This window comes from Sphingomonas ginsenosidivorax (assembly GCF_007995065.1).
Classification (GTDB): domain Bacteria; phylum Pseudomonadota; class Alphaproteobacteria; order Sphingomonadales; family Sphingomonadaceae; genus Sphingomonas; species Sphingomonas ginsenosidivorax.
On the sequence record NZ_VOQR01000001.1, the window covers coordinates 875,261 to 888,796 of the forward strand.

General features: G+C 66.2%; 13 protein-coding genes. 6 read left to right on the plus strand and 7 right to left on the minus strand.

Annotated elements, in window-relative coordinates; all coding sequences use genetic code 11:
• Nucleotides 1-9: 9 nt before the first annotated feature.
• The 4 genes from FSB78_RS03920 to FSB78_RS03935 all read right to left on the minus strand — a co-directional run bounded on the left by FSB78_RS03920 (nucleotide 10) and on the right by FSB78_RS03935 (nucleotide 4,579).
• Entirely contained in the window at nucleotides 10-750 is a 741-nt protein-coding gene (locus FSB78_RS03920; protein ID WP_147080138.1) for an SDR family NAD(P)-dependent oxidoreductase, read from the minus strand.
• Nucleotides 751-809: 59 nt separating this feature from the next.
• Complete coding sequence (locus tag FSB78_RS03925) at nucleotides 810-1,481, minus strand: hydrolase (protein ID WP_147080140.1); 672 nt, start codon at nucleotides 1,479-1,481, stop codon at nucleotides 810-812.
• 927 nt (nucleotides 1,482-2,408) lie between these two features.
• Entirely contained in the window at nucleotides 2,409-2,987 is a 579-nt protein-coding gene (locus FSB78_RS03930) for a response regulator transcription factor (protein ID WP_147080142.1), read from the minus strand.
• A complete protein-coding gene (locus tag FSB78_RS03935) occupies nucleotides 2,984-4,579 on the minus strand; it encodes a sensor histidine kinase (RefSeq protein ID WP_242007982.1) in 1,596 nt (531 codons plus the stop codon). Before FSB78_RS03935 ends, FSB78_RS03930 begins: the two co-directional genes overlap by 4 nt.
• A 149-nt stretch (nucleotides 4,580-4,728) precedes the next feature.
• On the opposite strand from FSB78_RS03935, the gene FSB78_RS03940 reads away from it, so the two are divergent.
• From FSB78_RS03940 to FSB78_RS03955, 5 genes are all read left to right on the plus strand, one after another.
• The gene (locus FSB78_RS03940) at nucleotides 4,729-4,899 is read left to right on the plus strand and encodes a hypothetical protein (RefSeq protein WP_158637962.1); all 171 of its coding nucleotides are present in this window, start codon (nucleotides 4,729-4,731) and stop codon (nucleotides 4,897-4,899) included.
• A 210-nt stretch (nucleotides 4,900-5,109) separates the two neighbouring features.
• The gene (locus FSB78_RS03945; protein WP_147080145.1) at nucleotides 5,110-6,006 is read left to right on the plus strand and encodes a CsgG/HfaB family protein; all 897 of its coding nucleotides are present in this window, start codon (nucleotides 5,110-5,112) and stop codon (nucleotides 6,004-6,006) included.
• Nucleotides 6,003-6,761 (plus strand): hypothetical protein, encoded by a 759-nt coding sequence (locus FSB78_RS19075; protein ID WP_158637963.1) that lies wholly within the window; start codon nucleotides 6,003-6,005, stop codon nucleotides 6,759-6,761. The genes FSB78_RS03945 and FSB78_RS19075 overlap by 4 nt, the downstream gene beginning before the upstream one ends.
• A gap of 10 nt (nucleotides 6,762-6,771) precedes the next feature.
• Entirely contained in the window at nucleotides 6,772-7,731 is a 960-nt protein-coding gene (locus tag FSB78_RS03950; RefSeq protein WP_158637964.1) for a lysozyme inhibitor LprI family protein, read from the plus strand.
• A gap of 235 nt (nucleotides 7,732-7,966) precedes the next feature.
• Nucleotides 7,967-8,350: a hypothetical protein gene (locus FSB78_RS03955; protein WP_147080149.1), complete on the plus strand. Its 384-nt coding sequence runs from the start codon at nucleotides 7,967-7,969 to the stop codon at nucleotides 8,348-8,350.
• Between the two features lie 894 nt (nucleotides 8,351-9,244).
• On the opposite strand, the gene FSB78_RS03960 is transcribed toward FSB78_RS03955, so the two are convergent.
• Together FSB78_RS03960 and FSB78_RS03965 are read right to left on the minus strand one after the other, a co-directional pair.
• Complete coding sequence (locus tag FSB78_RS03960; protein ID WP_147080151.1) at nucleotides 9,245-10,324, minus strand: ketopantoate reductase family protein; 1,080 nt, start codon at nucleotides 10,322-10,324, stop codon at nucleotides 9,245-9,247.
• Nucleotides 10,321-10,755, minus strand: a complete 435-nt coding sequence (locus tag FSB78_RS03965; RefSeq protein ID WP_147080153.1) for a VOC family protein — start codon at nucleotides 10,753-10,755, stop codon at nucleotides 10,321-10,323. Before FSB78_RS03965 ends, FSB78_RS03960 begins: the two co-directional genes overlap by 4 nt.
• Before the next feature lie 99 nt (nucleotides 10,756-10,854).
• Here FSB78_RS03965 and gcvA point away from each other — a divergent pair, with 99 nt between their 5' ends.
• Nucleotides 10,855-11,769 carry a transcriptional regulator GcvA gene (gene gcvA, locus FSB78_RS03970; RefSeq protein ID WP_147080155.1) on the plus strand — a complete coding sequence of 305 codons (915 nt, stop codon included), beginning with the start codon at nucleotides 10,855-10,857 and terminating at the stop codon, nucleotides 11,767-11,769.
• 37 nt (nucleotides 11,770-11,806) lie between these two features.
• On the opposite strand, the gene FSB78_RS03975 is transcribed toward gcvA, so the two are convergent.
• On the minus strand, nucleotides 11,807-13,492 hold the full coding sequence (locus FSB78_RS03975) for a gamma-glutamyltransferase family protein (RefSeq protein ID WP_147080157.1): 1,686 nt from the start codon (nucleotides 13,490-13,492) through the stop codon (nucleotides 11,807-11,809).
• Between the last annotated feature and the right edge of the window lie 44 nt (nucleotides 13,493-13,536).

The window sequence follows — 13,536 nt, forward strand, 5'->3', positions numbered from 1 at the left end:
TAACCAGCATCAGGCGATCGCCCCCGCGTCCGCGGTCAGGATCGCGCCCGTGATCACGCTCGCTGCCGGACTGGCCAGGAAGACGACGGCGTTCGCGATCTCGCGCGGTTCGGCATAGCGGCCGAGCGCGGTCACACCGCGCTGGAATTCGGCTGCTGCGCCGTCCGCCGGGTTCGACTCGGTGTCGACCGATCCCGGTTGCACCAGGTTCACCGTAATGCCGTCGGGGCCGAGTTCGCGTGCCAGCCCGCGCGTGAACGAGGTCAGCGCCGCCTTGGACATCGCGTAGGCGGTTATCCCGGCGAACGGGACGCGTTCCCCAAGGCCCGAACCGATCGAAATGATCCGCCCGCCCGCGGACAGATGCGGGATGGCGGCTTTCGCGAACAGCACCGGCGCGCGCACGTTGATGTCCATCATCGTCTGATAGGCGTCCACGTCGATCTCCGCGATCGTGCCGTACAGCCCGATCGCTGCGCTGTTGACGAGGATGTCGAGCCCACCGAGCGCCGATACGGCGTCCGCGACGGAGCGCGTGATCGCGTCTGGGTCGGCGCTGTCCGCCTGGATCGCGACGCCGCGACGGCCCGTCTTCTCGATCGCGTCGACGACCGATGCCGCGCGTTCGGCCGCATGCTGATAGGTGAAGGCGACGTCCGCGCCGTTTTCCGCCAGCACCAGCGCAATCGCAGCGCCGATGCCGCGTGACCCGCCGGTGACCAATGCTCGCTTGCCAGTCAGATCGATCATCACGTGTCTTCCTCATGGAATCAGATAGGGCAGGGGCCGCATCGCTGCGGCCCCTGTATTCAAGCGGCCTTGGCGAAGGCCAGCCGATCGGCGTCCGCCTTGTCGAGCGTGAACTGGATCCCCGCGGTGCCGCCGGTCTGAATGAACAGGTCGAGGAAGCCGGGGACCGTAGCCGTCCGGTTCCAGTCGCGCTGGAGCTCGCAGAACAGCCCCATCGTCGACAGGATCTTGCCGCCCGCCTGCTCGATCCGGCGCAGCGCGGCGTCGTTGCCGGCAACCGAGGTCGCGCCCGATGCGTCGGCAAGCGCATAGACCTCGTACCCCGCCGCCAGCGCGTCGAGCGCCGGGAACAACAGGCAGGCATCGCTCCACAGTCCCGCCATGACCAGTTTCTTGCGCCCGGTCTTCTCGACCGCCTCGACGAACGCGGCATCCTCCCAGCTGTTGATGTTGGTGCGATCATAGGTCGGGTACCCGCCCAGAACGTCCTGGACCTGCGGCAGCGGCGGCTTGTTCAGCCCGCTTTCGACATTCACCGTGGTGTGGACGATCGGCAGCCCATAGAGAATGGCCGCCTTCGCGGCGCCGACGACGTTGTTGATCAACACCTGGCGGTCCATCGACCCGATCGAATTCACCTGCGCAGGCTGGTAGTCGATAACCAGGAAAGCGGCATTCTCCGCTGTCAGGAGCTGATCGGTCTTGGGGTTGCGACGTGGTTCGCTGGGCATGGAAGGTATCCTTGATTGCAGGGGCCAGGATCGATCGCGGCAAGCAAAGCCGTGCTTGCAGGCAGAAGCAGCGCTGGCAGGGACACCGCTCCGAACCGTTGAGATCCGCGTCGCCGGGTGTGGCGACGGGTCGTGAGGGCGGTGGCCGGTATCGGCCCTTGCTGCAGGCGTCGATCTCGACCGTTCCGCCCCCGAGCGGCTTAAGCAGTACAACATTGCCGCAACATGGCGTCGGCCGTACTGCCCGCCCGATCCAGCTAACGCCGCGTGCGATCCAGGAACGCGCGCATCAGGCCTGTCATCTCGCGATAATGCGTCTCGGATGCGCGATGACCGGCGTCGAGCAGAAGGATGGCCGCATCGGGATTGTCGCGGCGATAGGCCTGCGTACCCGGTGGAGGAACAACGCGTCGTGCTTTTCCCCAAGCGCCAACGTCGATGCGAGGCGGCACGCGGCTGAGTCCCGACGGGGCGGACGCTGCCATCGACGCTGCCTCGCGCGGGCACGGGCCGACCGCCTGCTCCACCTGCTCACCGGCTTCGAGCCGCTACCGACGCCCGTCCCTTTTTTCTCAAGCGCAGACCGCACAGAAAGGGCGCGCTGTGCGCTTTCGTCGACCACAGCGTTCCGCTTCTTCGACAAGAACTGGCCCTTCGACACGCTGTCCGAGTGTCCGGCCAGAGCGCGACGCTGCGGACCGCGTCACGGATTAGCGACTGATGAACCCGCGCAGGAACACGGCGTCGAAGACTGCCGAACGGACTTCAGCCCGGATACCAGTCGGACGAGACTTTCCACGACCTGCCGCGAGACCGAGCGCGGATCCTCGGCTGCGTTGTTCAAGATACTTGCATCTTCGCGCGCTTACCGCTGAGCATCCTCCAGGAAAACCAATAGATTTACGGTCAGCCGGTCGGTCCAAGTATTTATTCTGCCAGCTTCATGAGCTGCGCGAGGCCATTGGCCCCGGTCTTCGCGACGATTGCCGCGCGGTGGCTCTCGACCGTCTTCGCGCTGAGGCCCAGTTCGCCGGCGATGGCCTTGTTGCTGTAGCCCCGCACGAGCAGGTCGAAGACTTCGCGCTCGCGCGTGGTCAGTGCCTCCGTGCGGCGCGCGAGCGCGCGGCGGTTGGTCGACCAGGCGACGCCTTCACCGATCGCCGACAGGAGACGCGCCTCGTCGATCGGCTTTTCGAGATAGTCGAGACCGCCATAGCGGCGGATGCTGTCCACGGCGTTGGCGGTGGTCGGCCAGGCGGTCATGAAGACCAAGGCCACGTTCGGATCGAGTTCGCGCAGCTTGTCGGCGAAGGTGAACCCGTCCGTCTCGCCCATCATGATGTCCGAGATCACGCAGGCCGCCGGCTCGCGGCGATGCGCGTCGAGCAGCGCGCGCGTCTCGACAAAGGCGCTCGCCATGTGGCCGTGACGCGTCAGCAGACGGGCTACGCTGGCGCCCAGATCGGCGTCGTCGTCGACGACGTAGATGGTCGCGGTCTCGGTCATGCCGGGTCTCCTGCTCGCGGGAGCGTCACGATGTGCGCGATATCGGCGGGCCCGGTCCGTACGCGCGACAGTCGCCCCCCATGCGCCCCGACGATCGTCCGCGCGATCAGCGAGCCGACGCCCATGCCTTGGTACGCGAGGGGATGATCGACGCAGTGGTTCGCGATCGCGATCGCCACGCTATCGTCCTGACAGGTCACGCTGATCCCCACGCGATGATCGTCGCAGGCCTGTATCGCGTTGCGCACGAGATTGAACAGGGCCTGCGCCAGCTCGACTTCCTGCGCCATCACCGCGAGATCGGGATCGACGGGGGCAATGTCGATCGAGACGCCGGCGACCGCGGCTTCGGGTCTTGCCAGCGCCACGACGCTGTCGAGCAACACGGCCACCGGCAACACGGACGGCTCGTCGACGGCGCGGCCACCGAAGCGACGAAGACGCCGGACCAGCGTCGCCAGCGTGTCCGCCTTGCGCTCGATAAGGACGGCGGTGTCGCGAATCTCCGGGTCCGCGTCGCGGCTGATATCGGCGAGATGCCGCGCCTCGATCGACAGCGTCGACAACGGTTGGCTGATCTCGTGGATCACCGCGACGGACATCGCGCGCAGCGTCTTCAACCGTTCTGCCTGGAACAACATCCTGTCCCGTCGGGCGACGGCGGCGACCGCCCGGGCCTCCGCGTCGGCAAAGCTGCCCGCGAGATATCCGACCACGGCAACCGCCGCCAGGCTCATGTGCAGCGCCAGGCGTGCGTCCAGCGCCATCGCGCCCGCCGTCTCCGGCAGCACGAGGACCGCGGTCACGACGATGGATCCCCACGCCGCGGCACGGCCGAAGCGCAGTCCGATCCAGGCGATCGCGAGCAACACGGGCGTCGCCGGCAGGCCAAGATCGATCGCCGCCAGCGTCGCGACGAGGCCGAGCGACGCGGCCAGGACGCAGACGGCTTCCGCGACGGCGGCGGGACGAGGGCTGTGCCGGGGCAGGCTCGCCCGGCCCTTGATCAGGTCGGCGGCGTAGAGAAGGGGCGGGGCGACCAGCAGCACGCCGAGCAGGTCGCCGACGCCGAACGCCGTCAGAGACGCGATGATCTCGCGCGCGCTTCTGACGTTCGTGATCTCCGGACGCAGGAGCGCCCATGGCACAGCGACCAGCACGGCGTTGAGGGGGGCGGCGACCGATGCGAGGCCGAGCGGCATGGGCGCGGTCGCCAGGCTGCTCCGCGACCGGCGGGCCAGCGCACGCACCAGCGCGACCGCCACGCCATAGGCGATCACGGGGTTGGCGACCCGCATCATCTCCGTCGGCCAGTCCGGCCGGTCGAACGCGATCACGCCGCCGAGTATCTGCACCAGGATCTCGGTCGCGACCGCCGCGGCGGTCAGCCGCGCGCCGAACCGCCAGAACAGCGCCAGCCGAACGCCAGCCGCCGGAAACCACAGCGAGTAATAGCCGGTGCCGCTCCACAGGGCGGCCAGATGGTGAAGAGCCCAGAACGCGGCACCATAGCCGAGCAGGACGAGCCATTCGCCGCGCCGCGGGCGCCATGCTGCCAGCCGGGATCGACCCCATTCGCTTGAACCGTTCATGCCGCCTTCCATGGCCGGGTCCACGGCGTTGCTGAAGTGGGGAAATACCCCGAGGTCGTCGGGACTTGTGCGGCATGCCCATGCGGGTTTTTCCCGGACTGACCGGCGTGGCGCCATCGTCCACACACGCCGCGGGGTATTTCGGGGGGATGACGATGGGCAGGGACCGCGCGTACTACGAGCAGCAGGCGGAACAGGAACTATGCCTGGCGGCGCGGGCGGACTCGCTCGACCGGCGCAGGATCCATCTCGACCGGGCGGCCGTGTTCTCGACGATGGGGGAGCGCGCGGACGATCGGCGAGCCACGCAGCGGGCCTAGCGACTTGAAGTCGTCCGGGCGGCAGTGCGCAGGCCAAAATACATTGCGAATTCATTACTTTCCGGTCCGGGTTTTTTCCGGATGGGAGCAACGGGCAGGGCTGCGGCAGTAAGCGGCGGTCGGCATGGGGCATGCCGGCCGGCGGCGCGAGATCGCCGTCGTTGACGACGTCGCGCGACGTACGCGCCGCGACGAACAGGGGGATTGAACATGAAGATCGTGATGATGGCGGCTGCCGGACTGGCCGCGCTGACGCCGGGGCTGGCATCGGCGCAAACCGGCAAGCCGACCGTCGCGGTGGTGCGCATCGACGACCTGACCCGCAGCAACCAAGCCGACACCCTCTCGGCGATGATCGAAAGCGCGATCGCCGGCACGGGCAAGTTCCGGATGATCGAGCGCCAGCAGATGGGCAAGCTCGTGGGAGAACAGGCGCGGGCCAAGGGCGGGATGGTCACGACCAACACCCCCGGGCGGGTTGGTGGGTTCGAGGGGATCGACTATCTCATCTACGGGACAATCACGTCGATCTCGGCGAAGAAGGCGGACAATATCGGTTCCACCATGCTTGCCGGGTTCATGGGCAACAAAGGCGCGAGCTGCACGAACACCAGCGCGACATTGGCGCTCGACATCAAGATCACCGATACCGACACCGGCGAGATCAAGTATGTCACGCATATCGACGAGACGCAGAAGGCGGCGTCAAGCTGCAGCGGACAGTCCAACATCGACAGCGCGCTTTTGATCCGGTCGGCCGCGGCCAAGGTGGCAAGCGGGCTCGTCACCTCGATCTACCCGATCCAGGTCGCCGCGGTGCAGGGCGACGGGCAGCTGATGCTCAACTATGGCGAGGGCGCGGTGCAGCCGGGCGCGATCATGGCGGTCTATTCGAAAGGTGCGGTCATCCGCGATCCGTCGACGGGCGAGGTGATCGGGTCGAACGAGAGCAAGCTCGGCCTGGTGCGAATTACCGAGATTGTCGGCCGGATGTCGAAAGCGGCACCGGCGACCGCGTTCGCCAGCACGATCCCGGTGGGGGCGATCGTCCGCCCCGCCTCCACCGATGATATCCGCGCGCTCGCCAAGCCGGCCAAGAGAAAGTGACGATGCGGCTCGCGGCGGCCTTCGTGCCGCTGCTCTGTGCCGCGCCGGCGCTTGCGCAAGGGCGGGCGACCGTCAAGGTGGCCGCGATCGAGGAAGGTCCGCTTGGCGGCTTTCGCGATCGGCTGCAGTCGACGCTGCTCGAATTCGGTGTCGTCCGGCTGTCGACGAACAGCGGCGGGCGCGACATGCCGACGCCGGACTATGTCGTGACCGGGCGCGTCGGCGCGCCGGACATGGAGGTCAGCACCAGCACGGCGGGGGACTATTGCGTCGGCGGCACGCGCCTCTCGGCGAGTTTCGACCTCCGCGTCCGCGACGCGCGCGGCAGCATGGTGTTCGGCGGCGTAGTCGATGCCAGTGCCGAAATAGGCTCACAGGTCGTCGGCGGCGAGGGCGGTTGTTCGAGCATGACGCCCGCCAATGTCGGCATGCGCCGGCTCGGCAATGCGCTCGCCCTGGCTGCTGCACGCCGCATCGCCTTCACGCTGGTGCCGATGCGGGTCGCAGCGCTTGAGGGCGGGCAGATCGTGCTGAACCACGGCGGGGCGCTGGTGCCGCTCGGCGCGATCGTCCAGGTCGCGGCCAATGGCGGTGCTCCGGTACGCTACCGGATCACGGCGAGTACCGCGGCCAGCGCCAGCGCCGCGCCGATCGGCGCGGCCGAACCGGTCGCGGTCGGCGCAATCGCGCGCCTCATCGAAACCGATGATCCGCAGGCCAATGCACGCCGCTTTCACAAAGTCGAATTGCCGTAAGGAGGCAGTGATGAACAGGATATATTTCGCCGTAGCCGCCACGTTGGCGCTGGGCACGGCGGCGTGCGGCAATGGCGGAACCGCCGTCGGCTGCACCGCCGAGAGCGCGCAGGCGCCGGTCGTCGGGATCGTGAAGGATCAGCTCGAGAGGGCGATCTCGGCGAAGGTTCGCGGCGAGGATGGCGCGCGATCGGTGTCGCTGTCGAAGATCCGCGCTGCGATCGGGCAACTGGTGATCGCGATCGACGACATTCGCACCTCGAAGGAGGATCCCAACAGCACCAAGCGCTTCTGCACGGGTACGCTGAAAGTCCGGTTCGACGCTGATGCGCTCGCTGATGCCGACCATACGCGCGAGACCGCCGGCCTCAACAGCGTGTCCGCGCTCGCCGATGCCGCCGATATCGAGCGTCATGCCGACAGCTTCACGACGGGAATCGAGTTCAACGTGCAGCCGACCGACAATGGCGACAAGGTGTTCGCCGAGACGGAGAGCGGCAACAACATGTTCGATTTTGCCGCCGAAGTCCTGGCCTCGGGGCTGTTGCGGGCATCGACGGAGGAGAGCCAGCGCGCAGCGGCGCAGGCCGAGGCCCAGCAAACCGCCGAGCAGAATGCCGCGCTCGGCGAGCAGCGCGCAGCGAACCTCGCGTCCGCCAAGACCGACAACCAGCTCGCCGCCCAGACGATCGGCGCCACCTGGCAGGCGCTCGCCGGTGCCACGCGGCAACGGCTCCTGCCGCAGCAGCGCGCGTGGATCGCGAAGAAGAATGCTGACTGCAAGGTGGAAGCGGCGTCCGCGTCGATCGACGCGAACGACAAGGAGATCGCCCGACTCAACTGCGACACGCGGTTGACCCAGGAACGCCTGCCGTGGCTGGCCAACTTCCGTGAAGAGGGAGGTGTCTCGACTTCGGCGGGTGCCGAACCTCTACCGTCGTCCGGCGACGAACGGCCAAACGACCTCTAACCATCAGCTGATACTCACGGCGTGACGTGAACGCGCTCCATCGTCCACGCTCAAGCATGGCGCAGCCGGTGGAGCGCGGTAGAAAGGAAGGACCCATTCTCTGCCCGAAATCCTTTCACCGGCCGATGAAGCGACCCTGTTCGCGATCTATGAGGAGATACGGTGGCTCGCGTCGCGTCCTGGCGTAACGGTTGGGATGGCGCGGGCTTGGTATGCCGGGATTAGAGCAGAGCCATTGAAGCGCCGGATCAGGCAGTTTTCGGGCATGGTGTCCGCAAAGGCAGCCAGTGCGCTGGCCGGCGAGCCTCTCATCCTCGAGCATTACGGACGAATGCATGCGTCCATCTCGGACCTCATCAAGAACCACCTCGTGGAAGATCGGTTCGCACCGGAGGAGTTTGTTCGGATGATCCTCGACGTCGAGCGCGTCCACATCGTCGTCCAGCGAGAAAATGTCGACGCTCGCCTCGCGAAGGGTGACTATGCAGCTGCAGGGATCCACCTTCTGTCGTGGGAGGCACTTCCTTCCGAGCGACAGCAATACCTTTGGAAGACGATGCTCCAAGGCAAGGTCGCAAATGCCAAGGCCTTTGCCATCACGGAGGTTTGCGCAGGCTGAGGTCATATCAATGGACGGCAGAAGTCGGCACATCGACCAGCCGTCGCGAACGACGATTTACGGTCTCCTTTACAGGAGCGGTCCGGGTAAGTCCGGAGCGCGACCACGCTCCTTCATTCGGTGACGAGTGACGAGGCGACCTCCGCTAAGAACGATGATCGATTGCAACCGACGGCCAAGCGCGACTGGATCCGTTCGGCCATCGCGACGAGGTGCGGGTCATTTAGCCAGCCTGGCACGCTGCATAGCGCACTTTCCGTCGTATCCGGATCTTACCCAGGCTCGAACAGAAGCCTGCCATGGCCGCCGATACCTTTTAAGAAGGTTCGATGATGTCACTGGGCACGACACTTGCCATCGTCGGCTACGCGCAATCTCTCGTTATCGCGTTGCAGTGGCATAGTGTTCCACCGGCGAACCAAGTAGCCCCGCAAAACAATGTTGACGTAGTACCAAAACGATGACGCGGCTGTCGATCGGGTCGATATACCACCAGATACAGGCCTTGCTTCTATCGTCAGGCAGCGAGATGTCGTCGGTTGTCTCCGGTCGGATACCTTGCAACAAAACCTTAGTTGCTCATGTTCGGTACCATCCGCAAGTGACGCGCATGCCGGCGCCTTGTTTAATTCACGTTTCTGTATCCGTTATGATCAGGCCGCAGTGATCGCACGATCATCGTAGAGATATTCGAGCGACAGGTATTATCCTTCGGCACGACACGATAGCGGCCACTCTCCGATGCGTACGCGAAGTTGAAAGACCGTCTGTGTTCCGTGCGTCGCAGCATTCCGTATGACGGACCGCTTCATCTTGCGACGAAGTGCAGGTCTTAATGAGGAGAGCCGCTTCAAGCACTCGGCCCCTTCGCAAGCTATCGAAGCTGCATTCCGGTCAAGGGAGGGTTTTGCCGATGCTCGCTACATAAGTTTCGAGCTCGTCGAAATTCTGGAAGCCGAGCGGGCGCGCGTCGTCCTCGATCTCGTAGATCATCGTGCAGAGGCGTTCGTTCAGCCGCGTGTCGGCGCCGACCGCCTTGCCGAAGTCGATCAGCTTGCCGTTCGACGAGCGGACCTCGGACTGGCGCTTGCGATAGACGATGTCCCACCAAATGCCCGACCCCTTTTTGCGGAAGGCGTGGCTGCCGGGCTTCTGGTCCTTCTTCAGCAGCCAGATAGCGTGGTCGATATTGTCGAGCAGCTTCTGCGTGTCGGCGGCGGTGGTCGGGCGGTAGTTGGCGGGATCGAAAAAATCGAACGCCTCGACGGTGATGCCGTTGGCGTCCGCGATCTCGAGCGCCTCGCGCACCACCGCGCCTGCGATGCGGGCATAGCGCGGGTTGCCGAGCGTCTCGTGGATGCGCGCGTCGGCGAGTGCCGAGAACACGACCTGCGCCGAATACACCTCCTTCGCCCAGATCTGGCCCCAGATGTTCGACGAGAGCTGAACGTCGGTCAGCGCGGACAGCATGCCCGCGAGCGTCTTCAGCCGCGCGCTGTCGCTGCCGTCCATCTCGCCGAGCTGGATCGGGCCTTCGTGGACGAATTCCAGATGCCCCGGATCGACCAGCGCGCCGCCGTAATTGGGGATCGACCCGATCACGCGTTCGCGACCACCAAGGCCCGCCGCGGTCAGCGCGTCGGCGATGCCGGGCTCGTTGAAGCCGTTCTGGAACGACACCACGAAGGTGTCGGGGCCGAACAGCGGGAACAGTTGCTGCAGCGCCTCGATCGTGTGCTGCGACTTGGTCGCGATCAGCACGGCGTCGAGCGGACCGGTCAGTTCGTTCGGGTGCGCGGCGGGGACGGGGATGCGCATCTCGCCGCGTATGCCGTCGATGAACAGGCCGTCGCGCTTGATTGCGTCGATATGCTCTGCCCAGCGATCGACCAGCACGACGTCGTACCCGGCCTTCGCCATGAATGCGCCCGCAAGCCCGCCGATCGCGCCGGCGCCGATAATCGTGACCTTCATGATTGCGCTCCTGCCGTCGTCGTTGCGTCAAACATGCCGGCCGCGTCGCGGAAAGCCTTGAACTCGAGCGCGTTGCCCGAGGGGTCGCGGACGAAGAAGGTGCCCTGTTCGCCGGGTTCGCCGGCGAAGCGGACCTGCGGTGCGATCACGAACTCCGCGTCGCCGGATTTCAACCGGTCCGCGAGCGACTGCCAGATCTCCCAGGGCAGCACCGCGCCGAAATGCGCGAGCGGGACGTCGATGCCGCCGACCGACGTCTGGAGGACCGTGTCGGGGCGGGGACCGATATGCGCGGAAATCTGGTGCCCGAAGAAATCGAAGTCGATCCAGTTGTCGGTTTCTCGCCCGGTCGGGCATTCCAGCAGTCCTGCGTAGAAGGCACGCGTCGATTCGATATCGTCGATGCGAAAGGCGAGATGGAAGGGCGTCATGGGGACCTTGAGAAGAAATCGTGATGGCCCGGTTTAACCGATTGCCAGACGCGAAACAGTCGCTCTAAAGTAGGCAGGTCATGAGTTATTCGCACTGATATGCGCCGGCGGCTGCTTCCGTCCCTTACCGCGCTGCGCACGTTCGAGGCGGTCGCGCGGTGCATGAGCTTCACTGAGGCCGCGGGCGAACTGAACGTTACGCAGAGCGCGGCGAGCCGGCAGGTCCGCATCCTCGAGGAGTATGTCGGCGGGCCGCTGTTCATGCGGACGCGCGGGCGGCTGGAGCTGACCGAGGAAGGCCGGGTCTATGCCGCCGAGCTGAAGGAGGCGCTCGACCGCATGGAACTGGCGACGCTGCAGGCGATGGCGTTCGAGCGCGGCGGCGGCGTGCTGCGGATCGGCGTGCTGCCGACGTTCGGGACGCGCTGGCTGATCCCCCGGCTGTCGCGCTTCGCCAAAGCGCATCCCAAGATCACGTTGAACCTAAATGCGGGCGACGGCGACGTGGATTTCAGCGCGCAGGGGATCGACTTGGCGATCCGATTCGGGGACGGCCACTGGCCCGATGCGGTGTCGTACAGGCTGGGGCTGCGCGAGGACATGGTCGTGGTATGCGCGCCCGAGCTGCTCACGCGCGGGATCGATCCCGAGGATCCGGCAAGCCTGCGCGATCACGTGCTGCTGCAGCATACCACACGGCCGCTGGCTTGGGCCCAGTGGCTGCGCGACGCGGGGCTCGGCGATCTCGATCCCAACGGGCCTAGTTTCGAGCATTTCTTCATGCTGATCCAGGCCGCGGTGGCGGGACTGGGCGTCGCGCTGCTGCCGCGGTTCCTGATCGACGACGAGCTGCGCACCGGTGCGCTGATGGTGCCGTTCGCGCGCAACACGATCTATGACGGCGGCTATTACCTGATCTGCCCGACCGCGCGCCGCGACCTCAGCAAGATCCGCGCGTTCCGCGACTGGTTGCTGGAGGAGAGCCTGTCTCCGAGCGCGGTGGAGTTGCCCTGAGCCCGGGATCCTCCCCCTCGCGGGGGAGGATGTAAGATCAGAACCCGCCCGCTTCGCCGCACCGCCGCGGGTCGACCGTCGCGCAGAGCGCGCCGTCGGCGTCGCGGTAGCACATCTGGAACGACCCCATGTGCCAGTCATAGGGCGGCATCGCCGACACCGGCACGCCCATCCGCGCGAGACCGTCGAGCGCATCGGGCGCGATCCGGTCCTCGATCACCAGCCCGCCATCCTCGCCGAGCTGCAGCATCCGCGGCGCGGCGATCGCGTCGTACGGGTCCATCCCGAAATCGAGCAGGTTGGTCAGCACCTGCGGCACCGTGCAGAACACGTTGCCGGGCGTACCGAGCCCGAACACCGGCTCGCCGTTCCTGGTGACGAAGGTGTTGCCGACGATCGTCCGCAGCCGCGCGCCGGGAACCAGCTTGATGTCGAAATGCCCGGTGACGCCCGCAAAGGTGACGTGCGAACCTACCATCGGGACCCCGCCGACCACCGCGCCGGGGATGCCGCCCGATTGCAGCGTGTTCATCATCTGCACCCAATTGCCCTGCGCATCGACGATGCTGAGTTCGCAGCTGCCCGAAGGCTGCTTGGTCTGCGCGTCGTGCGAGGGGATGCCGGCGAGGCCGTGCTCGTCCGCGCGCAGGCCCGGTGCGCGCACCAACCGAAGATGCTCGGTCAGGTCGACGCTCGGCCGCATGCCGCGGACGAGTCGCGCGAGCGAGCGGTGGAAATCGCCGTCGAGCAGCTGCGCCATGTCGTAGCGCGCGACGATCGGATCGCCCGTGAAGCCGCAGAAATAGAGGCCGAGACGCAAGGCATGCGCCATCGCGAACAGATGTTCCACGGACCCCGGCGTCATGTTTGCGATGCCGAGGTCGGCGAGGATGCCGAGGACCATCGACAGGAACACGCCCTGCTGTTCGGGCGGGGCGAGCGTGACAATCTCGTGCGCGCCGTGGGTCAGGCGCAGCGGCTCGATCCAGCGCGGCGGGTTCTGGGTCATATGCCCGAGCGTGATCGGCCAGCCCATCGCGTTGGCGTGCGCGACGAAGGCCGCGCCCCATTCACCGCTGATCATGTGGTCGGGGCCGTCAGCGGCGACGCCGCGCAGCGTCCTGGCGAGGGCGGCATTGCGGACGCGTTCGCCGACCGCGGGATAATAGCCGTCGGGAAGGTAGAAGCGCCGGCCTTCGGGGAAATAGGTGATGAAGTCCTGTTCGGACACGGTCACCGCATATTCGAACGACGAGACGACATGGCCGTCCTCGGCCCAGCGGATCGCGGGTTCGATGAGGCTGGCCCAGTCGCGCGTCCCGAACCGCGCGTGCATCGCCTTCATCGCGGGCATGAATCCGGGGATACACGCGGAGGGTGGCAGCCGCGCATAGCCGCTCGCCATCTTCGGGATCGGGCGGAACGGCGCGAGGCCTTCAGGGAAGGTGCCGGCGCTGTGGAGCTGGTGGAACTGCCCGGTCGCGGCTTCGCGGTACAACAGGCTGACGGTGCCGGTGTGGTTGGTCATGAACGGCTCGACCGTGGCCTGCACCATGCAGCCAGCGATCGCGGCATCGATGGCGTTGCCACCGGCGCGCATCGTGTCCAAGATGGTCTCCGTCACGATCGCATTGTCGGTGCTGCACGCCGCGGAGACGCCGCGGACGCTCGCCTTGGGGCCTGGGTCGCGCAGATAGCGGGCGAGCGGATCAATGCTGGTCATGCGGCATCATGCGGCCCGCAACGCGAGCCATGCCAGCGCGCAAA